This is a genomic window from bacterium (assembly GCA_021372535.1).
Classification (GTDB): Bacteria; Latescibacterota; Latescibacteria; order Latescibacterales; family Latescibacteraceae; genus JAFGMP01.
Window position 1 is genome coordinate 21,860 of record JAJFUH010000107.1, and the last position, 23,576, is coordinate 45,435.

Genomic DNA, 23,576 nt, shown 5'->3' on the forward strand with positions numbered 1-23,576 from the left:
ATGAACAAGTATAAATCGTTTGCAACGGTATTCGTTATCTCGTTTTGTTTTTTTGTTCTGCCATATTCTCGATCGTATGCCCGGTCACCTGTCATACCTTTCTCATTCAAAACGTTGACAAACGAAATCATGCCTGTTGATTCCCTTCTTCAGAAAGGACCGGTACTGATAACATTCTGGGCAATGTGGTGCAAACCGTGCAAGGAAGAACTGCATGCGCTCAGCAAGGTACATTCCGAGTATCCTTTTGATTCCATTACGATAGTATCCGTGACAATCGATACTCCGCGAAGCATAGACCGTGTCAAATCCTATGTTAAAACTCACAATTTCCCTTTTATATGCAGTACCGATCCCGGTAAAGAAATACTGAGAATCTTCAACGTTTCAGGGATTCCCTTTACGGTGATTCTCAATAAAAAGCGGGAAGTGATCATGATGCATTCCGGATATGTCCCCGGTGATCTGGACGAATATGGAAAAAAAATCGAAAGCTGTCTGAAAACAGGAAAAGAATGAACAATATCGAGAAATACATAATAACGCTTCTTCTTTTTACAATCATACCGGTTCGTGCGTTCGCTTCACTGCCTTCCGTATCCGTCTCGAACTATTTCCGCTACGGTTTTGGCAACGAGATCATGAATTATAGAAATGAGGACAAGAAATATCTTGAAGAAAAAATCGCTGTTAATATTCACTGGAACCGTTTTCTGCTCGGCGGACGATATGATTATGACAATCCACCGGAATTTGGTTTTGAACATAGAAAACTGAGAAAATGGTATCTTGAATACAGGAAGGGACAATGGAAACTCAGGGGAGGCACGTTCGCGGCCCTTTTTTCAAGGGGTCTGGTTTTAAACGCATACGAAGAGGAAATGATCGGTCATGACAGCGAAATTACCGGCGTAAACGCGCTGTATGAAAACGAACGCACAACGGTAAATATACTTGCCGGAAGCATGGATTATGAGATGATTCCGGATTTCAGGGATATCGTAACCTATAACCTGCGCGGCGGTTCGATACGGAAAAAACTCATCGATTGGTACGCTGTCGGAGGCAGTTTCATACGGAGCGACCTGACCCAGAAAATCGGATATTATAAGGTTAAGGACAAATTTTACGTAAATACAGCGGAGTTATGGTCGGAGATTGAAACAGACAATTTCAAGTTGTATGGCGGTATGGCATCAAACTCCCATGAAAACAGAGGTCTTTTCACAGAGGGTGAAAACAGCGTATATGTTTCGCTCAACATGAATCTGCCCTCCACAAATGTCAACATTGAGTTCAAAAACTATAAATTCGGATTGACAACTCCTGAATATTGGGATTACACCCTGTATCGTCACCGGATGCTCGCATTTCAGAATCCTCCCACAGTAGTAAGAGAACACAGCTGGGTGCTGCTTTCACGACGCACACACAGTGTCAGTTTCAATGATGAGGTCGGTATGCAGTTCGACCTCTATCACAGACTATACCCTGAAACTACGCTCAACCTTAACGGATCCGTTGCCGGAAAGCATTACCGGTATGATATGAATGAGTTCGGGGATTTTTCACGCAGAAAAAAGAATTTATCGTGGATACCGTCGCTCGATCCCGAATATTCTCCGTTCTGGCAGGTATATGGTGAAGTTGAACACTACTTCCCGAATGGCAGTTCCATTACTGGTGGATTAGCCTATACGTTTGAGAGGATTTACAACTACTATATACCGGATGTCAGGGAGGAAAACAGGTCGTGTATCATACCCGTCCGGTTTATCTTTCAGCTGCCCGACTTGTATTCGTTACAGGGCACGGTAGAATATCAGAAATTTAAGGAAACCCTTCACGGCGACCAGTATTTTACCAACAGTTACTTTTCGTTTGGGATAGGCAAATCGCCTTACCTGACAGCGGCAGTCGATGCTGAATATGTCACGAAAGGGTACGAGTATGATGATAAAACGCTGTGGTTGATTGGTACAATTCGTTATTGTTTCCGTTCGAGCCAGATTTTTGAAATAGGATATGGCGAGACACGAGGTGGACTTGTCTGCACGAACGGACGGTGCCGTTATGTTCCGGAATACAAGGGTTGGCGCTTTTCCGCCGAGATTCACTTCTGAACCGAAATGAATTCGAATAAGAGAATAAATAGTTATCTTTATTATTGTGTCAGTTTGTGTTAGAAATGGTAGAATATAAAGGCAATGGTGTGAATAGTAAACTTAGATATAATTTTTATAAGTGCAGAGGCCATGTAGCATTAGATTGTTTATTAATGATTTACGATTATTTATTGAATCCCCTTAAAATGTGACTCTGGATCAGCCTATCGAGGTTCAAATCCTTGCGGGGCAGCCATAATAAAACAAATATTATCTGCCGCTTGCAGGGTGTTTTGCAAGTGGTTTTTTTATACTATTCCTTATTTCTTTTTATTAATTTCAGTAGTACTATCTGATTGTACATTAATTAGTAGAATCAAAAAGAATAAAAGCATACATCTGGCCTGAACTGTTTATACCTTTTTAGGTCCTTAAAGTCCGCTGCATTTGTATCTCTGTGTTCCCCGAAAAGATTCCCTTCATGAATCTGATAGAATGTCCTTCATAATCTCATGGTAGATATCTGTTTATCTTTTTTGCTGCCGCCGGAACATCCCATTTAAATTTTTTATTTTTTCCTCAATATTTTAAACGATAAATAATAAAAATGCTTGACAATATATATTAAAGTGGTAGATTTGTTACCAATGTGGTGATGTAGCTACTTATATGGTATTCAACTAATAAAATTTGTAGAATTTCTGATATTAATAAATTAAATTCAACATTTATAAGGAGTTGAAAAGATATGAATTCATGTGTGCGAGTTTTTTTATTTCTGACCATCATGTGTAGTGTATTGATTGTATCTGTCCATGCAGATGATCAACCTATTATAAATTTACAAGAAGGTAGAAATGAGATTTCCTTTTCAATCAAGAACGGATGGGATTATGATCTCAGTGGCCTTAAATTGGAGGTTAATGAGGAAAAGATTCCTTCATGGCTGAAGATAACAGTGTTGAAAAATGAAATAAATATTCCGCAGAAAATGAGTGGGAATATAACATTGAACTTCAACATCAGTCATGCTCCGGATGGTTCCATAGCTGAGATTCCTTTTATTATAGTCGATAGTAATAATAACCAATGGAGTTATTACCTTAAAATTGGTGTAAGTTCAAATGAAAATTCAGCGCCTCACCCCATAGATATTCTCTATGGTAACTTTCCCAATCCATTTAATCCATCTACGACTATCACGTATTCGCTTGCAGAAACAAGATTGACGAAGCTTGTAATCTATAATTCACTCGGCCAAAAAGTTAAAACGTTACTTAATGAATCACAGGAAGCAGGAATACATACCATTCAATGGGACGGACGGAATGAGTTCGGGCAGAAAGTTTCGAGCGGTATCTACCTCTATCAATTAATATCGGGTTCATTTATTGAAAGCAATCGCATGATTCTATTGGAATAACAATAAGAGGGAGAACATGAAAAAGATTATAGGTTTTATGTGTCTGGCATGTATTTGTTTTATGCCCCGAGCCGGGTATGGTATAGATTTTTATAATACCGTATTTGTTGATGGCAAGGCTTCGATTAACGTGGATGGGGATTTATCCGACTGGGATGTTGTGAGTTTGCAACTGATACCGTTAGGCTATTATGAAAACTTGTCACAATCCCTTCCTCTGCCACAAAAAGATGATCTTTCGGCTTCTTTTAAATGCTTTGCAGATGAAGATTATGTATATGTTGGAGTAATTGTTAATGATGATAAAGTATTTCTTGGTAATCACCCGTTTGGTGAAGGTTGGAATGATGACTCAGTAGAAATCTGTTTTGACAGTGATTTGAGCAATGTTTCAAAACCATATTTTGATAATAATGACGGACAGGTTCGGGTTATTGGCAATTATGATGGAAGTTCATACCTGGAAGGCGTTGTACCATATCTTTACATTTCACAGCTGCCATACTATTGGGAAGCCCGAGGTATTCGAGGGGGCTTTAAACTCAACGACAGGGGCTATTCAGTTGAAGTGGCAATTCCACTTGAAGTTCTGGAGTTGAACAAGATTACGCCACAACGTGGTCTCGGGGTAAATATCAGAGTGCTTGAAGATGATCATGAAGAAAACAATGATGAGAATGAGGGTGTTCTTTCATGGTCTTTTGATCCTGACAAAACGAGCTGGTGGAAGACAGATCGCTACAACAGAGTTGTTTTTGTTAAGGCTGTGACTTTGCCCGGTGTTGTACAGGAAAAATCACAAGCTTCAGTAAAAGGTATTAAAAATAATGCGTGGGAAGTCGAGTTAGGACTCAATGCCCCCGATAAGATAGGTTTTAACAACATTCTGATATCCGCCTTTTCGGACATCGCAAACAGCAACTGGAAAATGGCTGAAGAAAAACTCAAACCCTTGCAAGACAGGCTATGGGCACAACTTATAGTGGGTGTAGTTCAGTTTCATGATGAAAGGTATGCGGAAGCTATTACTCAGTTGAATGATTTTGCAAAGAAGTGTCCTGATGATTATGCAGCGACATGGGCATATGATTTTTCATACAATTTTGCGAGAGAATTGATGTTGTCGAAAGAACTGTTTGAACGTTTTCAAAAAAGGGAAAATGGCAAAGGAGCCCTCATACTCCATGAATATTTAAAACAAAATCCGGGCGATCCAAAATCGTGTGAGCTTCTTTCATTTGCATTGAGCAAAACAAAGGGAAGTGATGTTGACTTCATAGCGATTCAAAAGGTCATTAGCGAGCCGGTCAACCAGGAAATCACTAAACAAGCTCAGATAGCTCTTGCCCGTTACTATTTTATAAATAACAAATTTGACAATGCTCAGGCTATTTGTACAAATTTACTGAGCTCTGAGCTCAATTCGACGGAAGCGCTGAATACAAAAATGATTCTCCTTTCGATCGAGAGAAAATTAAGCCAAAAATAGCTGGAATAAATTTAATTTTCGAAAACATAAAGGATTTCACCTTTGCAGGTATTTAATTTTATAAGAATATTATGGTTTATTATTGTCCTGATGGCAGTTGACGCGTATGCTGCTGATAAAGTAGTTGATCCGCTCTGCGGGCCGAAAAGTCTCCTGAAAATCTGTGAAATGAAAAATATTACGAGCGATCTCAAGAAAATCTGTGATTTATCAAGCTACAATGAAAATTCAGGAACAACAATGCTCGGACTTTATAACGCTGCATGTAAATTAGGACTTCCTGTCGTACCGGTACGCATTAATATTGAAGAGCTTTCGAATATTAATGAGCCATCAATTGCTTTTGTGGACGGGAACCATTTTCTTGTTCTTCATGCACTCAAAGGGAACAAGGTATTAATTCAGAATCCTCCGGCCCCGGCATATATGCAATCAAAAGAAGTTTTTAAATCTCGATGGAATGGAGAAGTTCTCGTTTTTTCGGATAAACTGAAGAAGCAGATGAAATCCCAGTTGAAATCATTGTCAGTGCCTCTCAAAGAACCATGTGTAAAATTTTCCCAAACAAGCCATAATTTTAGTACGGTGAACGAAGGTGAGAAACTTTCGAATATTTTTTCTTTTACAAATATCGGTTCTGAACCTTTGGAAGTGTATGCCCGTTCAACGTGTACATGTGCTGTTGCTGTTACATCGAAAAATAGAATTCTTTCGGGCGACAAGGGGGAAATTAAAGTAGAGTTTGACACAAACGGTAAAAAAGGACAGGTAAAGCAAACAGTATTTGTAAAAACCAACGATCCTAATAACAAGTATGTTACTTTAACAATTTCAGCTGATGTTAAGCAAAGTATAAAAGTTGTGCCTGACAGAATTCTGGTTGAGGAAATGACAGTTGGCGAGGTTATCGAACGTGAAATCCAGATAATAGATTCAGGTAATGGTACCTTAAAGGTAATGAGTGTAGATACACCCGAAGGTGTCAGGGTAAAGAATCTTCCTGAAGAAAATATGAGTACAAAAACAATTCCGATGCAGTTGATAATTGAAAGTGGTAAAGTTCTTGGTGATTTTGAGAAAAAAATCATAATTCATACAAATGATTCAAAACGGTCTATAATTACCGTTCCCGTTACAGGTAAAGTAATCGGGAATGTTAAAGCATTTCCTGCTGCTTTTTATTTTGGAGAGATAAAACCGGATACAACAATTATTAAAGAGATAACATTATCATCAGATAAGCATGCTATTAAACAACTTTCAGCAAAATCGAAATCTTCGTTTGTGAAAATTGAAGTTGTATCAATTGATGGGGGGCATAAGTATCAGTTAAAAGCCGTTTTAACCTCCCCGCACAAAGAGTCTTTGATTCGAGATACAATAGCTGTTTATCTGACAGATAAAGACGATCCGGTTTTGGAAATTCCTTTATATGCCTTGGTTACTAAATAATTTGGAATGATATATTCATGGTACAGATGAATAATGATTTTTTCCCGCTAAACTTCGAAGATCGATCATTTGAAACGCAAAACCTTAGAAATAGAGTTATGGAAATTGTTAAAGATCTTTCTGAAGAAGATTTATACTATCTTATGGAAATACTTAAACTTACAATAAGAACTGAATAAGTTTGAAAGTTGGATTGTAAGCGGATGCATAATAGTGTTAATTTAATATGGTATTTTGTATAATATAACTTAAAACATAAATATAGGAGCAATCATGAAAGTAGGTGTCGGTTTACTTGGCGAACTTGAATGGGCAGTTATGAAAACGTGTTGGGATAAAGGCAAAACAACCGCGCGAATAATCTTCGAGGAAATAAAAAAAACAAGAAATATACAATACCAAACGATAAAGACAACCCTCGACAGATTAGTCCAAAAAGGGTATCTCGTACGAGAGAAGTTTGGTCCTATTTGGCTTTATTCTTCCACGGTTACTGAAACGACATTGACATCAAAAGCAATTGAAAGCTTTGCTCAGACTGTTTTTGGTAATGCTATTGCGCCGGTTTTTATTCACCTTTTAAAGAAAAAAAAGTATACCCATGAAATCGAAGAACTGAAAAAGATTATCAATGAAATTGAAGAGGAGGACTGAGCCATAGAATCAATCATTTCGACAATAGTTTCGGCCAGCCGGATTGTATGGATGTTGAGTTGGCAGGTTTCTGTCCTTATAATGGCAATCTGGATATTTTCTGTGGTTTTCAGAAAAATTCAGCCAATTTTTCACTATTGGCTATGGAGTATTGTCGTTTTGCGGTTAATTCTTCCATTCAATATATCAATGCCAACTGGTGTCAGCCAATATTTACGCTCCCCCATGGAGATGAAAATCACCGAAATCACCAGAAACAATCGTTTTTCAGAAGTCATAAATAAAACTACCATGCCTTTTAAATCATCAATGGTACAAAAAATCGAAAAGCTGGACTTTGATAAAAATAAACCTGTCTCATTGAATGTAAATGACATTGTTGTTTTCACATGGCTTGGGATAATGCTGCTTCTTGGCTCAGGGACAATTATCTGGACATTGCATGTTCGTAAACTTGTAAAAAGTTTTCCGGTTGTCAGCCGACGTGATATACGGGAACTCTTTCTGAGAAAATGCAGGGAATTGGGAATAAAGCAGAACTGTGAAATCTATACCATGCACAGCACCATGCCAATGGGACCAACAGTGACCGGTGTCTTTTATCCTAAAATTCTTCTGCCATATAGAGTCATTGAGGACTGGTCGATTAAAGAGATTGAACCTCTAGTGATTCACGAGCTTGTTCATATACAACGTCATGATCTGATCATGAACTGGATTCAAATTGCGGCCCAGATTGTGTATTTCTTTCATCCGCTGGTATGGTTTGCGAACTGGAAGATCCGTGAAACACGTGAAGAGATATGCGATGACCTCACAATAAGAAGTATTGAAAATAAGCGTAAACGATATTCACAAAGTATTCTCAATGTTATAGAGGGGATAGTGTATGAACCGATCTGGGGAGTTGTTGATATTGGCTTTTCAGAACGGAAGAGTTCTCTGGCGAAAAGAATTATCAGAATCGCGAATAAACGGTATAAATTTTATAAACCTCTCGATATCATTACCACCGGAATATTGATAATCGTTTCATTGATCAGCATATCGTTGTCATGTGATTATTCGCCTAGGAAAATTATTGGTAATGAAGTCTATAATGAAGAACAAAGCACAGTTATAGATATTGCTTTAGAGAATTCGAATACTATCGCAATAAAAATTGATTCCAGTGGTGAGTATGAAGTTGATGGGATCAGAGTGGCTCCTGAAAATCTGGAGGGATTTTTAAAGAAACTCTCGGAGGAAAGCGGCAAAAAAAATATCACAATATTTCCTGATCCGAAATCTTCTCAAGTACTTTTTATCAATGCAGTAAATGTTTCACAAAATATCGTTGGAATGAAAAAAATAAAAATTAAAAAAACTGATTTTCAAAAGGAGTGAACTATGAGGGTATCAAAACTAATACTTTTGCCTTTAATTTTTCTTTTCATGACATTATTATCCGAAAATAACATTGTTTATTTGTCGAAGGGAAATGCAAACTATCAAAAAGAGTTTTCATATATTGAAAACACTTTGAATACAGAGAATATACAAGTGATCTCCATGGAAGATATGTCCATGACTATTGGAGGTTGCAGTGGTGGTACATGCAGCAATAATTCACATTCATGTCCATCAGGATGCACACATTATGATGCCGATAAATGTAGCGGAATCATTGGAAGCTGCGTAAATGATTGTTGGTCAATTCTATGCAGCTGCCCAGGTTACTATACAATGGATAATGGATGTTAATAATTATATTAATAAATTACAGGAGGTTATATTCTATGACAATATATATAAGACGAGTATTTTTACCTTTAATATTTTTGTTATGCGGTTTTAATCCTGTTTTCGCTCAAGAGTCTTTGGAATTGAAGGCAATAATCGATGGAGCTGATATTGGCGATATGATGATTACGAGTGGAAACGGGAATCTTGTATATGAATATACCCGTGTGGATTCAATGAGCTCAAGAGCCCTTGAACTTGACCAGGAGCATATTGCTTCGGCAGATACGGATACTAAAACAATTATTCGCAATTACGAAAAATTAAACATTACATTTTCTTTCAGCGGTTCAAAAGTGCGATGCAATGAAAGCTCATATAATCGTCTGCCCAACGGAAAATGGTACCCTCAGGACTGGCAGTGGGCATATAATGGCGAGAAACTTGACCTTCTCCGTCTTGACGGATTAGATGAGAATGGGCTTATAGTTCCCAGAGGTTCTGTAAGAACCGAATATGTATCACGACTTAACAGGTTTGACCCAAGATACAACGGTATGAAAATAATGGGTACATCGGTAGGTACTTTCCTCAGGGGATCAATAGGTGACAAGAATGTTGAAAATATAAAACTGATGCCAGAAGAAACCATTGACAGTATCCCTTGTAAAGTTGTTCGTGGCTATGTCCCAAACACAACAGAAACAATTACAGTCTGGCTTGCTCCCGGTATCATGAATCACCCCAAACGTATCGAATATCTTTCCGGTGATGAATTAACTGTTGTCAACAATAATTTCAAAGAGTTCAAGGGAGGCATCTGGTTCCCGGAGTCTGTTGCGAAAGAATTGTTCTATCGTGGTCCTGCCGGCAAATGGATTCTCTATGTAAAAGAAAAAATCACGATTCAGAATGATTTTGATATCAATATTGATTTGCCCGCCTCTCTTTTTGAAATACAATTCCCGGCCGGTCTCTGGGTATACGATTACCGTCTTGGTGAAAAGATTGAAAGTAAATAAATTCTTAAATATGGGTAATATTATGTGTAATCTGATGATTGAAAAAAAAATTGATGAGAAAAATTATCTTATTAATAAGATAAATTCAAATAATATTCTGTCACAAGGTATTGTCCATGACCTGAATAATGTTTTAACAATGCTGCAGGGTAATCTTACCCTGGCAAAAATGGAGATAAACAGGAGTGATAAAGCTATTGAAATACTGAACAATGCTCAGCAAGTATGTGAACGATCAAAAGGTCTTATACGTCAATTGTCGGTTTTATATGATGATAACTCGAACAAAAAAGTGAAATTATCTGTTTCTGAAATAATCAGATATACTGCAAAATTTTGTGTTATGAGCACCAAAATATATTGTGAGTTTTCATTACCCAAAAACTTATGGTTCATTAATGCCAATGAAGGACAAATTAATCAGGTTTTTACAAATTTAATTCTCAATTCAATCCAGGCGATGCCGAAAAGCGGAGTTATTAAGATTAAAGCTAAAAATACTATTGTTGATAATAATAACGATATACCGCTTAACGGTAACTTTGTGAAAGTTACCGTTAAAGATAATGGGTATGGTATATCTGAAGATATTCTGCCAAAAATCTTTGATCCGTACTATACCACAAAGAAAAATGGTAAAGGATTGGGGCTGTCGATAGTTAATTTCATTATTCAAAAACATAATGGCTATATCAGCGTAGACTCGAAAGTTGGTGAAGGTACGTCGTTTGATGTATATTTACCGGCAATTATTTAAGGGTAACGCTTTTCAAGGATGTTTACGCTATAAATCAAAATTTCTTTTCGAAAACTTATTTATGAATAGTAGTATCTTGTTATGCTGTAATAATAAAGAACAAAAAATCTTGTATATAGGACTTAACAGGCGTTATAATTTTATCCCTTTTCTTTACCCTGACTCACCCCTCGATTCCCTCTATATGACATAGTAACTCTTGACCAAAGAGAGAGGAGAAGCGCCCGATAAAATATTTTTATCAAGGTATTATGCGCGAAGTGAGTTTCCACGGTTAACGTCGGAAATTATTATATTCTTCTGCTAATAAATGATGCGCACTACTTTTTCCCCCCTCTTACTTCAGTTCGAGGAACGTTACATCCTTGTCCAGGAAATACCGCGGCAGGCGCAGGTCGCCGATGTTGCAGCGCCGGACCTCCCACCACACGTCCTTTTCATCGGGATATCCATACCCGTGCTGGTCAAACACGATGGGTCTGCCCTCGTACTCGCCGATGTAGAGCTGGCAGTGTCCCCCGCAGCTCTGGATAGTGACGAACGGTTCCCTTTCCATGACATTTTTGTAATACACATCCTTTCCCATGGAGGGATGGAGCACCGTGGTGACGTTACTATTGAAAAAGGTGAACAGCGAGCCGTGATAGGGCAGATCGAATCCGAAACACGCGAAGATATCGCGGTAGATCGTCTCGTGCTGACGGCCGAACCAGGCGCCGCTCCAGTCATAGGGGGTGCCGAGGAGCTTGAATGCCGTGAGGACGATGTTACGGCGCGTGTAGGGGAGATATCCCGCGTGGACGTCGTCGTTCCGGGCAACCCAAGCCGTTTCGGTGGCGAACTGCCCGTTCATCCTCCGGACGGGCACTTTAATCTGACGGGGGTTCGCTTTCGATGCGAGAGGGAGCCGTGTCCCCAGCCCGAACCACCCCGAGGCGCAGGTGCAGCTCTCATCGGTATAGAACTGCACGCGGTCGTTGGTTGCCACGAGAAAATCCGGAGCGTTGACGAAATCTCCGATCTCTTTCGCTGTGCCGAACGCCACATCCTCGCACCTGACCCATCCGTACCCGACCTCGCACAGCACGAACATGTACTCCCCTGACCGTGAGAAATGGAGCACCTGTACGGGAATCCCGATTTTCATCACGCCGATGTTCCACAAATCCCAGCGGGTTTTTCTCGACTGCGTCAACCCGAGCTGCTGGGGGAAAAACGAGGGAACATTACGCAGGCGCGCGGGACGGACAGCGATGCCGTCACGGACAGTCACTGTCTTACCCACTCGGTCGAGCGCCATCTCGTTTTCAAAGGCGTCGATTTCCTTCACGGAGTAGGTAATCGCGAGCGCGTTGCCGTAGTCCTGTTTATGGAGGTAGGCTATCTCGGCTTTTATCCTGTCCCTGACCGTATCGGCCGCAGCCGCGGCAGGCATGGTTTTGAGGTCGGGTACCCTCATTGCCCAGCCGGGCCACCACTGAACGAGAAACGGTTTCCGTTCCTCGGGGACATCCTTCAATGGATCGGGGGCGCTGATCCACCGCCTGTAGGCTTCGTTCATCCGGCTGATAGCGACCGGGGTGAGAATGATTTCGTCGGGATTTTTCATCCGCGCAATCCAGAAGCCGGGATCGAGCAGTTCGGCAGGAATCCATGGCAGGGGTTCAGGCGCCCTGATATAGAGGACATCGTCCGGCTCGGGAAGGACATCGTGTGTCACGGGATCGATTTTTTCGGATAAAACTCCCGTGGAAAACAGGAAAAACAGAGCGGCAAAAAACAAGACAATCGAAACAGGATATTTCATGATGCACCTCCCGGAGATGTAATGCTATTACATGAGATTTACACAGATTTCAATCGTTTATAAAATAGCTGAATACTCAATCACAATAATATTTTGTATCGTATTTCATTGTGCTTCTTTCCGGAAAAAGATGCCAAAACGAGTTCGGCATGACCGTCACCCTGAACTTGTTTCAGAGTCATATTCCGTATACCATATGCAATTACGGAAGCGCCATGTATATCCGGCCGCATATGAACCCGGTATAAGAACTGCACTCTATATGTTACCGAGGCTCACGGATCATTGCCCAGAAGGGCGGCACACCATCGGGTATGAACACCTTTTCTGATACGGTGAAGCCATGCTTTTCGTAAAAACGGACGGATCGCTCGGTCAGGGTTTCGAGATAGCATGGCTGGCCGGCCGCATCGGCGCGTTCCAGCACAGGCTCGATCAGCCGTCCGCCGATTCCTCTGCCCTGACACGCCGGTTCCACCGCAAGCTCGATGAGGTACCAGTGGTCACCCGTCACCGACTCCGCATGTTTCCTGACCGCGTACTTCATGAATTCGTTGAACCGGCCGAACGCTTTCCTGCCCATACGCATGACTTTCAGGAACACGCCGGTTCTCACCATACCCCACAGTTTCATATCCGGGTGCTCGGGAACGAGCCAGACAGCCACACCATCGGTTTCCGTCGTCGTATACACCTCTCCGAAGGCAAGGCTGTACTGAAAGCCTATATCGAAAAAGTGTATGATCTTCCGCGCCCGTTCGTTTTCGTCGGGGTATATATACCGGCTGAGCGGGTCATCCCATAGTGCCCGGACGATTATGTCGAGCGCCTGTATTTTCTGCGCATGTTCGAGGCGGATCACCCGGCTGTCACCATCAGTCATGGCGCGGTCCTTCTTTGTTCCGTTTACGGCGATGACCGATATCGGGCGTACAGCCGCATCACAGAGTCTTTACTTTTTCCCCACAGTGATTCCCGGCCAGTCATCCGTCCTGAAGGGTGCAATGGGAAGATTATCCCTGTTGTACAGGTTGACCTCGGGATTCCAGCCCCAGGCATACCTGACCGCGACCGGCTCGGGGACGGCATCACTCCGCACGACAACCTCTTCGCCCTCGATACGGGCTTCAGCCCAGACGAATACACGATCGGTGCCCGCAATGGAGAATCCCTTGGGCGGTGCGCCGTCTTTTGTGACGAGTCCTCCGGCAGTAAAGTCGAATCGGAGACGGATTTCGCCGTTCTCGCTGCTCATCGACCGGTAAACCGGGCCGGAGTAAGCGACATTGTTGTAGTCATAGGCTGCCTTGAGCGCAGACAGGGCGAGCCGTCTGCCCGCCTCCTGCTTGTTACGGTAATGGACATCCTCCTCGCCCAGATCGATGGTGACCGCCATACCGGTATTCGGGAGGCTCATGGCCATGGATTGCGCCTCACGGAGCTCCGCCGCAGTGCTGTCACCCGGCTTCTCCTCACGTTTATTCCAGTTGGCGAGCTGCACGACAAGGAAGGGAATATCGCCGCGCCCCCAGCGCTTTCTCCAGTCCTCGATCAGAAGTGTGAGCTGCCTGCGGTAGAGGAAGGCATTTCCGCAGTCCGATTCTCCCTGATACCATGTCCAGCCTTTGATGGGATACCATGAAAGCGGCGCAATCATGCCGTTGTAGAGCCATGATGGCGTTCCTCCCATGTTTTTCCATTCCTCCGGCGGCTGCGGTATGGGATTGTACGACCATTTGAGGTGCATCTGGACGAAACAGTATTCAAACCATCCTCCGAGGCCGTCATAATAGTCCTCCATCGCCCGCGGTTTCTGGTCGAGCACCAGCCGGAACGGTTCAAGGATGGAGCTGACTTCCGGATCAGACTCCAAAGCATCGAGGCTCGTCCACTGCCTGATCGCCGTCCCGCCCCATGCGCTCTGGATGAGCCCTATCGGCACATCGAGCCGCTCCGTGAGCTCACGGCAGAAGAAGTACCCGACACCGGTTATGTCGCCGACCGTGTGGGGAGTGCATTCCTGCCAGTGTCCCTCGAGGTCCTCCTGCGGGCTGCCTCTGCCTGTCTTTTTGACCTCGAAAAGACGGAGCTTCGGGTGGGTTCCCGCGGTAATTTCTTTTTCCGCATCGGTGCAGTATTTCACCGGCCATTCCATGTTCGACTGACCGGAACATACCCACACATCACCGATAAGGATATTGTAGAGCACGATAGTATTAGCGCCCGATATGGTCATTTCAAACGGGCCGCCCGCATTCATCGGTTCGAGCCCGACTCTCCAGCGCCCGTCGCTCCCGGTGACAGCGAAAGAGCTTTTCCCGTGGAAGCTCACCTTAACACGCTCGCCGGGTTCGGCCCATCCCCATATCGGTATGTTCGCGCCGCGCTGGAGCACCATGTGGTGGTCTATGAGCGCCGGAAGCCGGACATCGCCCCAAACAGGCCCGGAATTACAGTAGAGAAGAACAATCATTATACATAATGATTTTCTATACATTGACAGCAGGTTTCCCTTCTTTTTTAGGTATACTCGGTTTTACATATCCGTTCCGTTCAATACTCGCTTGCCTCATTTTCATGATGCCTGGCTTTCCTTCATCTTCTTGTATTCGATCGGATTATCGACAAATATCAGGAAGTACAGCGCCGTGATGACCATGAGTACCATTGACAGCTTGAACGCCAATGTAAAGGACATGATGTTGCGCCCGATGAGAGCCCCCACGATCATGGGAACAACCACGGCGAACGGGAATACCGCAAAATTCACAAGCCCGATGTAGGACGATTTATCCTGTATGGTGCAACTCAGGAGCGTCATGTTCGAGTACCCGATGTTGTTGCATATCTGGGCGAATCCGGCAAAAACCCATACGGCATAAAACGCATAGATGTTATGGGCGATAAGGGCGAGCAGCACTCCGATAAACGCCACGACCTGGAAGACAATGAGCGTGTGCTTGGGCCCGAAACGGTCGGCAATCCAGCCGGCGCTGAAAATATTGGGAGCGACCTTGAGCTCCGAGCCGAAAAGCTTCATGAGCAGGCCCAGCGGATATAGAATCACGAAAATCGGCCCGAGGCTCGCCAGTATCCAGCCGAGGAAATTCATGGTGACAAACAGACCTGTCTGTGCCTTGTCGATACCGAATTCGCCGGTTGTCATGTAAGTCGAATAGAAGGTAAGGGCTATGTAGTGTCCGACGGCTATCCACATGCCGATAAAGAACCGGACGAGATTTTTATCTTCACGGATGATGGTGATGATATGCTTTATGTACACCCCGAAATTTTCCATGCGGGGAGCAAGTTCGCCCTCCGGCTCATCGACAAGCCAGACCGCTACCGCCATGGCGATTGAAAAACCGAACGCACAGGCGAAGAGAATTTCGAACGCCACAGGATATCCGTATTCGAGGATTCGCTTGACAACACCACCGCCGAGGAGACCGCCGATAGAAGCGAGCATGAAATAGATACCAAGCCAGCTTCCCAGTTTGTTCTGGGGGATAATCTTGAAAAGAAAAGTGAAAACGAGCGGTGCCGATGCTCCCCATGTGATGGTCGTCCCGGCATAACATATAATAAAAAGGACAAGCATGAGTGTGAAGTTTCCACCGCCGGTGAACATGAGCACCATGCAGTAAACAAGCAGAAATAAACCGGAACAGATAAAAATAATCCCCATCGCCCACTTTTTAATACGCAGGCGCTCTGAAAAATACGCGGCGGGAACCTGGGTGAGGATGAATCCCAGCCAGAACAGAGCATTCACCACACCGTTATAAAACGACGAAGCCTGAAGAAATCCGAGCAGCGCCATCAAGGGACCATAATAGGCGGCAAAGGCTCCCCATACCGGTCCGCCGAATCCGTTGAGGAAATTGTAGATATTCGCCTTTGCGAAGTTGATCTCGGGACTGACCCGCTTGTGTTCGTTCATCGTTCCCCTCTTCGTTGATGGTGGTTATTGAACCGGTACTCTATACAGGCAACAGTAAAGAACAGGAAACTATGTTCATCAAGCAGAATGTACAAAAACATTACAATAAATCAACAACATTATCTGGATTAACAGACGAACGGAACAAAAGATTGCGGTCGCAGCCGATTCCTCCGGCCTGTGCCCGGTACCATGCACTGTCGAATGTCGGTCCCGGATTGAACAGGATGAGCGGCTTGTTCACGAGCAGAAGCGTCGCAGTCCGAAAATCCCCGACACGCTTGATTGCGCCGTACGGCATGAGCCTGGCCAGCTCGCCGTCATATGCCGGATCGCTCCCGTTCATGTCGGCCAGAATCTTGTCGGTACCGCCGTGCGTCGCGCATGCGAACATGGCCGGTATACCGCACGATCCGAATCCGAGCACAGTCAGCCGGTCTTTTTTCCAAGTGTCCTTGCAGTACTGCATGGCAGTGATGATGTCCTGAATGCCGTTGAGGCCGTTGTCACGGTTGTAGGCGGAAGGCCACATGAACGTATCCCATGTCTTCAGCGGAATCGCAAGCTGTCCCGATGCATACCCCCTGACACGGGCGATGCGATATCCTTTCGACAGGATATTCGCGATCCACGGCTGTATCGTGCCGGTGTCGAGCGAGATGAAATCTCCCCATGAATCGGGGCAGATAACGAGGATGGTTCCCGATGCGGTCGTTTTCGCGGATATGATTTCACACTCGAAGCAGTCGCCTTTTCCTTTTCTGCCGAGGAAGTGTGTCTGGCTGGTATATGCTCCGATAGTTTTTACATCACCCTTTTGTGCGGTGAGGTCATCGGGATCGGGAACAACGGCTGCAAGGACATCGCCGAGTTTTCGGTGAAATGTGATGCGAAATTCATTGTACTGGTCGGCGGAGTGCGGGAGAAGCGCGGAGAACGTCTGTTCCGAAGATGTTTTCCAGTTTTTGATGACATCCCATCCCGACACGGCGTTTTCTGGCAGAACTCTGTCAGGGAACACCCGCAGGTCGCCAAGCGCCTTCAGCTCGGGCGAGACCGGAGCCGGATTCTTTATGGCGGGGAACTGGCTCTTGAGGTGCATACAGAACCAGTCATATACGGCAGCCCGCGTCTCGGCGTTGTAATTATGGCCCGCGCTGATGTGAACGTTTTTGATCTTGTCATTGGCCCCGTAAAACGCGTAGTACTTCTGTATCATCGGGTATTCACGGGTCGGGGTGCTGTTTGTCCAGGGGTCCTCGGTCGCCGACATGAGGAGCAGCGGACGTGGCGCAAAAGCCGCTGCCATCTCCACGGTCGAAGTATCGAGCCACAGGCCCGGTATATTCTCGCACAGGCATCCCGGATGTTTTTTCGCTCCGATGATGTTCACCGGCGCCGCGACCTTGACACGGTCATCGGCAATCATGAGAAACAGAGTCTGCGTCGCTCCGCCCGATGCGCCGGTCACTCCGATTCTCGAAGGATCGACATCGGGGAGACTGCAAAGGAAATCCACTGCGCGGATGCCGTTCCAGAGCTGAACTCCGCCGAGGTTGAATCCGTACAGGTCCGCCCCGGAGAAACTGAAATCGGGCCGCATTTCGCGGGATTCATACGGCAGGGGCTCGTCAGCCTTGAGCTGTGCGCGGCTCTTGAACGGGTCATGGGGAAGCTGGAACGAATCGTTGTATCCTACCATGTCGATGCTGAACACCACGAATCCCATACGGGCGAAGTCGATACACCGACCCGGTATGGAGCCGGCTTCCGAGTTCTGGAGCCGCCCATACTGCCAGTGCCCGTGGGGGCAGACAACTGCCGGATAGGGCGGTTTCCCTTTTGCGGGACGGTACAGGTTCCCCGTGGCAAAAAACCCCGGCAGACTCTCGAAATACACCTTAGCAACCGTGAAGCCGTCGCCCTTCTTCTCATCGAAGATGCGCGCATTCAGCGGTGTCCGCTCGGGTTCCGGCCAGAGGCCCGCCCGCAGGAGAAGCAGGTCGCGGATTTCCGCTCTCCGCTTTTCCCACTCGGCGCGGTTCTTCACATCCGCCATCCGTATCTCGAAATGGTCTGCATCCCGGAGCGTTTTGTCACGGGTATCGGTATTTGGTGCCTGTGAATATACCGGTATAACGTTAAAAGTGACTTGAAGCACGAGAAATACAATAATCATCGTTTTTAAAGCATGAGCACGGCGATTCATCTCACTACCTCCCGTATCACAGATTCCCGTATTTCCGGTACATATCGTCCACCGACATTCCGCTCTCTATCTCCTTGCGCTGTGCTATTTCCTTGTCGAGTATCTCCTCGCAGCGGAGCATGACCTCGTCCGTCACTTCCTTCGGTATCACCTGTACACCGTCCGTATCGCCGAAAAGGAAATCACCCGGATATACCTTCACCGAATGCTTGAGATGGCCGGGCATGTAAATGATTTCGTTTATTTCGTTGACAATCCAGCCCGTACGGGCGTTTGCGGTAGTTCCCATGGTGAATATTGGAAAGTCGTTCATCTGGAGGATGATGCGGGTATCGCGGGCGTTTCCCGCCAGAACAATCCCGGTCGCGCCCTTGTTCTGTGCGAGGTGACAGCTCATCTCTCCCCACTGGGCGCAGAGGGAATTGGGGCCGGTGTCGATGCAGATGACACAGCCGGGAGTGACCGCCTCCATGACCAGCCGCTGCCTCGGCCCGCCGCCCCAGCCACGGTTTCCACGCTCGCGGATAACCTCTTCGTCCTCGGCATGGGAATGCATCTTCACCGTGAGCGCATGACCGGCAAGCACCATGTCGGTGCGAAGCGGATGAATCGCGGGCGAAAGCATGGTCTCGCGGATTCCGAGCGCCCAGAGCGCATCGAATACGAGTCCGCCATAAAACCGCTTGTAGCGTCTCACTCGCTCCAAGGGGTCAATATCGAGGTGTCGGTACTGTGTCATGATTATTCCCTCCGGAAGGCATATATGAAATTGAGTTTCGATGCCGTATTCACATCATGGCGGTACATTTACATGACATCGATAGAAAAATCCTCATATATACGACAGGCTTATTGCGGTTCATGCCAGCGCGCCAGAAACAGGAACAACGCAAGCCGGTCCGATGTATTGATGGTTGCATGAGGAGTCTGCCCGTCCGGCGGGGTCATGAACGCCGTTCCCGCCGGCTGATGAAAGAGCCGTATACCGAGCTGCAGGTACGCGTCGCCGGAAACCAGGAACCAGATTTCCTCAGTACCCTCAACGTGCGGATGCGGTTCGGCAATATTCATACCGTCCACTCCGACCAGCGCGAAACCCTCTTCCTGATAGAGCCCGTCGCTCCGGCCGATACTGCCGTAACCGACATGGTTCCAGTGCGCGCCGGGAGAAGCGTTTCCTTCAAGCAGGTTGCGGACGAGGATGTCGGTGCGGGCCTTGAAATTCTTCGGAACCGGTTCGGCTGCAATCACCATGAGGAGCGGCTCCTCGGTCTCGTTGGTGATGACGTGTTCAAGCGATGGTGGAATGAGAATCGCATCACCCTGTCTCAGGGGTAACTTTTTCCCTCCCCCTTCGATCCGTCCTTTTCCGGACATGATGTAAATCATCTCGTTTTCACCGTCATGCTTGACCGGCTTCGTTGAAACCATGCCGTTCAGCTCCCCGCGCGACAACCGTGAGAGATATTTCAGCACAGCACCCTGGGCGGGAGGATTCAGGGGGTCTCCCGGAGTGAGAATTGCGCGTTCCACGATGTTTCCGTGCGATGAGGTGGTAGGTGATGTCTCCCAGCTTTTTATCCAGCGGGACAGGTCACGTTCGGGTGGGGCGGCAAGCGAAGTAAAAGCGGCGAACAGGAACAGGACACATGCTAACGATAAGGACTTCATAAGAACCTCCCCGATTGTTGATCAAACATGTGGCAAAAAGAGATGAACTCGTGTACAAGAGGAAATGCATTGTTGTCTATAATAGCCAAAAAATGAGTTACATGGCAAGTTGTATTCCATATTCTTGACAAAGTGGTTACAGGCGTATATTTTCAGAATTACCCATGAAAGGGTAATTGTTAGAGTACGTATATAGTAGATGTATTCTTAATATTTTGATATTTCATAATTTATTACGGGTCAATGAAAGGAGTATCACCATGAATTTCAGTCAACAATCCCGCCGGTCGTTTTTAAAATCCGCATCGGTTGTGACCGCAGCCGCAGCGTTCGGAAGCTTTATCCCCTCGACAGCGCTCGGCGCCAACGACCGTGTCCGGTTCGGCGTTATCGGAAACGGCGGCATGGGAAGAGGCCATCTGACCAACCTGACGAAGAACAGCGCCGACTGGAACATCGAGGTACCCGCGGTGTGCGATGTGTATCGCCGGAGGCTCGTTATGGCGCAGAAAATCTGCGAGGACAAGGGTTACAAGGCGGAAGGATATCTCGATTACCGCAAAGTGCTCGAGCGGAAGGACATCGACGCCGTTCTCATCGCGACACCCGACCACTGGCATTCGAAGATAGCGATAGACGCTATGGATGCGGGAAAGCATGTCTATGTGGAAAAACCCATGACCCTGACAGCCGAACAGGCCATCGAGGTCCGCAACGCGGTGAAAAAATACAACAAGGTACTCCAGGTGGGACCGCAATATACCTCCCAGGACCAGTTCTGGAGCGCGCAGAAGGCGATACGTGAAAACCGCCTCGGTAAGGTTACCTGGGCGCACGGCAGTTTCAACCGAAACATCCGCGGCTGCGGATTCAACACCTGGTTCAAGATCGACGAGACCGCGGGGCCCAAAATGGAAGGCGAGGATTTCGTCGACTGGGATATGTGGCTTGGCTGGCAGTGGGGGCTTGCTCCGAGAATTCCCTGGAATCCGGAGCACTTCTTCCGTTTCCGCAAATATTTCCAGTATAACGGCGGTGTGGCGACCGACCTTCTCTACCATGTTCTCGCGCCGCTGCTTCTCGCCATCGCGGGCGAAAACGGCGAATATCCCCGCCGTGTCAACGCGAACGGCGGCCTTTACATCGAAAAGGACGGCAGGGATATACCCGATGTATTCATGATGGCGGTGGATTACCCGAGCGAGTTCACCGTATACCTCGAAAGCGTGCTCACCAATGACACCTCGCTCCCGACCAAAATCTACGGGCGGTACGGCACCATGGAAGTTCCCATCGCGGCGCAGGGTAACGATGTCATGACCGGCAACGGGGATTTCGTCAAGGAATTCAGGGACATGAACAACGGCTACGACAAGGTGGAGCTCCACGCCGAGAACACCGGCGGCAACCACGAGGCGATGGAGAAGAACTTCATCGATGTCATCCGTCAGGGCGGAAAGCTCTTCTGCAATGTCGATCTCGGCTGCGCCACCATGGTGGCCATCAAGATGGGCGTCGAATCCTACCGTCAGAGCAAAACCATGGTGTGGGACGCGAAGAACGAGAAGGTAGTGGTGTCGTAGGTGAAAATTATTGACATTACACAATCTACAGTTTCAATAAATCAATCGTTGTATCCGGGGAAGGGCTTTATTTATTATATGTGATGAAACACGAAGCCCTTCTCTCGACGGTGTTATGAACAGAATGGTACCCGTAAAGCCTCTCAGGATATTGTTCTGAGAATGAGTCCGCACTTGACTTTTCCATTCGTATTTCCCTATCTTTAAAAGTCCTCAACTATGCACTATGATCGTCGGCTCAAGTGATCAGAATACCAATGTCTGAAATCCAAGCCTATTGATATTCTCAGCGACATACATGTTATTTTCGATTAACGAAAGGAGCTTTCCATGGAATCGAAAAAACCCTCGCGCCGTACATTCATCAAAACCGGGGCCGCCGTAACCGGTGCGTTGTCCCTCGGAGGTATGACACCGTCCACGGTGCTCGGGGCGAACGACCGTGTCACATTCGGCGTTATCGGTGTGGGCGGCATGGGTTCCGGTCATCTGCGGAGCCTCGTCGACCACGGCGAGGAGAGGAACACCAAGGTGCTTGCGGTATGCGATGTCTACCAGCGCAGGCTCAACAAGGCAAAGGCTGTGTGCAACGGCGATGCATATCTCGACTATCGCAAACTTCTCGAACGTAAGGACATCGATGCGGTGCTCATCGCCACACCCGATCACTGGCATTCGAAGATATCGATCGAAGCGCTCGAAGCGGGCAAGCATGTCTATTGCGAAAAACCGATGACACTGACAGCGGAGCAGGCTATCGAAGTCCGTAACGCGGTCAGACGGTATAACAAGAAATTCCAGGTCGGTCCCCAGCGCACTTCGGAGGATCAGTACTGGAACGCCCAGAAAGCGATCAAGGATAACAGGGTGGGTAAAGTGACCTGGGCACAGGGAAGCTATAACCGTAACGTCCGCGGCTGCGCCTTCAATGTTTGGTTCAAGATCGATGAAACCGCAGGCCCCAAAATGCCCGGCGATGACTACATCGACTGGGATATGTGGCTCGGCTGGCAGTGGGGGCTTGCACCGAAAATCCCCTGGAATCCCGAACATTTCTTCCGGTTCCGCAAGTACTTCCAGTATAACGGCGGAGTGGCGACCGATCTGCTCTATCATTTCCTTGCACCGCTTCTCCTCGCGATTGTCGGCGAAAACGGCGAGTTTCCCACACGGGTCAATGGCGGCGGCGGTCTCTACCTTTTGAAGGACGGCCGTGATATCCCCGATGTATTCCTGATGACTGTCGACTACCCGAGCGAATTCACCGTTCTTCTGGGAAGCGTGCTCAATAATGATACGCAGATGCCGACCCGTATTTACGGGCAGTACGGCACCATCGAAATGACCGGGAACGCCGATATGAGCGCCAACGGTGATTTCAAAAAGGAGTTCAGGGATAAAAACGAGGGATACGATGAGGTTTCGCTCCATTCCGAATCCATTACGAGCGGTTCCCCGACCGACATGGAAGGCAATCTGATCGATGCCATCCGTAAGGATACTAAATTGTTCTGCAATGTCGATCTCGGCTGCTCCACAATGGTAGCGATCAAGATGGGTGAGGAATCGTACCGTCAGAATAAAACCATGCTCTGGGACGCGAAAAACGAAAAGGTCGTAACAGGCTGAAACGGAACTGTTTTGTTCTATTGACGCAATTGAGTTTTCAAACAGCAGGCGCGTCCGGTAATCACAGAAAACCCGGGTCATCGGTTTTGGTTTATTTGTACGAACCGGTA

19 protein-coding genes are annotated in these 23,576 nt (G+C 46.4%); 12 read left to right on the forward strand and 7 right to left on the reverse strand.

Going from position 1 to position 23,576, the window contains the following annotated elements:
- The 10 genes from LLG96_09785 (at window position 1) to LLG96_09830 (ending at window position 10,624) form a co-directional block, all read left to right on the forward strand.
- The gene (locus tag LLG96_09785) at window positions 1–519 is read left to right on the forward strand and encodes a TlpA family protein disulfide reductase (protein MCE5250494.1); all 519 of its coding nucleotides are present in this window, start codon (window positions 1–3) and stop codon (window positions 517–519) included.
- A complete protein-coding gene (locus tag LLG96_09790) occupies window positions 516–2,123 on the forward strand; it encodes a DUF6029 family protein (protein MCE5250495.1) in 1,608 nt (535 codons plus the stop codon). The genes LLG96_09785 and LLG96_09790 overlap by 4 nt, the downstream gene beginning before the upstream one ends.
- 730 nt (window positions 2,124–2,853) lie before the next feature.
- Window positions 2,854–3,528: a T9SS type A sorting domain-containing protein gene (locus tag LLG96_09795; protein MCE5250496.1), complete on the forward strand. Its 675-nt coding sequence runs from the start codon at window positions 2,854–2,856 to the stop codon at window positions 3,526–3,528.
- A gap of 16 nt (window positions 3,529–3,544) precedes the next feature.
- Entirely contained in the window at window positions 3,545–5,017 is a 1,473-nt protein-coding gene (locus LLG96_09800; GenBank protein ID MCE5250497.1) for a CBM9 family sugar-binding protein, read from the forward strand.
- Window positions 5,018–5,059: 42 nt separating this feature from the next.
- Window positions 5,060–6,469: a DUF1573 domain-containing protein gene (locus LLG96_09805; GenBank protein MCE5250498.1), complete on the forward strand. Its 1,410-nt coding sequence runs from the start codon at window positions 5,060–5,062 to the stop codon at window positions 6,467–6,469.
- A 273-nt stretch (window positions 6,470–6,742) separates the two neighbouring features.
- On the forward strand, window positions 6,743–7,123 hold the full coding sequence (locus LLG96_09810; protein MCE5250499.1) for a BlaI/MecI/CopY family transcriptional regulator: 381 nt from the start codon (window positions 6,743–6,745) through the stop codon (window positions 7,121–7,123).
- Window positions 7,124–7,174: 51 nt separating this feature from the next.
- Window positions 7,175–8,509 (forward strand): M56 family metallopeptidase, encoded by a 1,335-nt coding sequence (locus LLG96_09815; protein MCE5250500.1) that lies wholly within the window; start codon window positions 7,175–7,177, stop codon window positions 8,507–8,509.
- Window positions 8,510–8,512: 3 nt separating this feature from the next.
- Window positions 8,513–8,866, forward strand: a complete 354-nt coding sequence (locus LLG96_09820) for a hypothetical protein (protein ID MCE5250501.1) — start codon at window positions 8,513–8,515, stop codon at window positions 8,864–8,866.
- Between the two features lie 35 nt (window positions 8,867–8,901).
- Window positions 8,902–9,867, forward strand: a complete 966-nt coding sequence (locus tag LLG96_09825) for a hypothetical protein (protein MCE5250502.1) — start codon at window positions 8,902–8,904, stop codon at window positions 9,865–9,867.
- A 34-nt stretch (window positions 9,868–9,901) separates the two neighbouring features.
- Window positions 9,902–10,624 carry a HAMP domain-containing histidine kinase gene (locus tag LLG96_09830; GenBank protein MCE5250503.1) on the forward strand — a complete coding sequence of 241 codons (723 nt, stop codon included), beginning with the start codon at window positions 9,902–9,904 and terminating at the stop codon, window positions 10,622–10,624.
- A 337-nt stretch (window positions 10,625–10,961) separates the two neighbouring features.
- On the opposite strand, the gene LLG96_09835 is transcribed toward LLG96_09830, so the two are convergent.
- The 7 genes from LLG96_09835 to LLG96_09865 form a co-directional block, all read right to left on the reverse strand.
- The gene (locus LLG96_09835; GenBank protein MCE5250504.1) at window positions 10,962–12,431 is read right to left on the reverse strand and encodes an SH3 domain-containing protein; all 1,470 of its coding nucleotides are present in this window, start codon (window positions 12,429–12,431) and stop codon (window positions 10,962–10,964) included.
- 265 nt (window positions 12,432–12,696) lie between these two features.
- The gene (locus tag LLG96_09840; GenBank protein ID MCE5250505.1) at window positions 12,697–13,314 is read right to left on the reverse strand and encodes a GNAT family N-acetyltransferase; all 618 of its coding nucleotides are present in this window, start codon (window positions 13,312–13,314) and stop codon (window positions 12,697–12,699) included.
- 69 nt (window positions 13,315–13,383) lie between these two features.
- On the reverse strand, window positions 13,384–14,904 hold the full coding sequence (locus LLG96_09845; protein ID MCE5250506.1) for a sialate O-acetylesterase: 1,521 nt from the start codon (window positions 14,902–14,904) through the stop codon (window positions 13,384–13,386).
- Between the two features lie 102 nt (window positions 14,905–15,006).
- Window positions 15,007–16,374, reverse strand: a complete 1,368-nt coding sequence (locus LLG96_09850; GenBank protein MCE5250507.1) for an MFS transporter — start codon at window positions 16,372–16,374, stop codon at window positions 15,007–15,009.
- A 100-nt stretch (window positions 16,375–16,474) separates the two neighbouring features.
- Window positions 16,475–18,583 (reverse strand): hypothetical protein, encoded by a 2,109-nt coding sequence (locus tag LLG96_09855; GenBank protein ID MCE5250508.1) that lies wholly within the window; start codon window positions 18,581–18,583, stop codon window positions 16,475–16,477.
- A gap of 16 nt (window positions 18,584–18,599) precedes the next feature.
- Window positions 18,600–19,322 carry an RraA family protein gene (locus tag LLG96_09860; protein MCE5250509.1) on the reverse strand — a complete coding sequence of 241 codons (723 nt, stop codon included), beginning with the start codon at window positions 19,320–19,322 and terminating at the stop codon, window positions 18,600–18,602.
- A 110-nt stretch (window positions 19,323–19,432) separates the two neighbouring features.
- Window positions 19,433–20,254, reverse strand: coding sequence for a cupin domain-containing protein (locus tag LLG96_09865; GenBank protein ID MCE5250510.1), 822 nt, complete (start codon window positions 20,252–20,254; stop codon window positions 19,433–19,435).
- A 260-nt stretch (window positions 20,255–20,514) separates the two neighbouring features.
- Between LLG96_09865 and LLG96_09870 the strand changes: the two genes are divergently transcribed.
- Both LLG96_09870 and LLG96_09875 read left to right on the forward strand, forming a co-directional pair.
- Window positions 20,515–21,837 (forward strand): Gfo/Idh/MocA family oxidoreductase, encoded by a 1,323-nt coding sequence (locus LLG96_09870; protein ID MCE5250511.1) that lies wholly within the window; start codon window positions 20,515–20,517, stop codon window positions 21,835–21,837.
- A gap of 330 nt (window positions 21,838–22,167) precedes the next feature.
- The gene (locus tag LLG96_09875) at window positions 22,168–23,466 is read left to right on the forward strand and encodes a Gfo/Idh/MocA family oxidoreductase (protein MCE5250512.1); all 1,299 of its coding nucleotides are present in this window, start codon (window positions 22,168–22,170) and stop codon (window positions 23,464–23,466) included.
- Window positions 23,467–23,576: the final 110 nt, after the last annotated feature.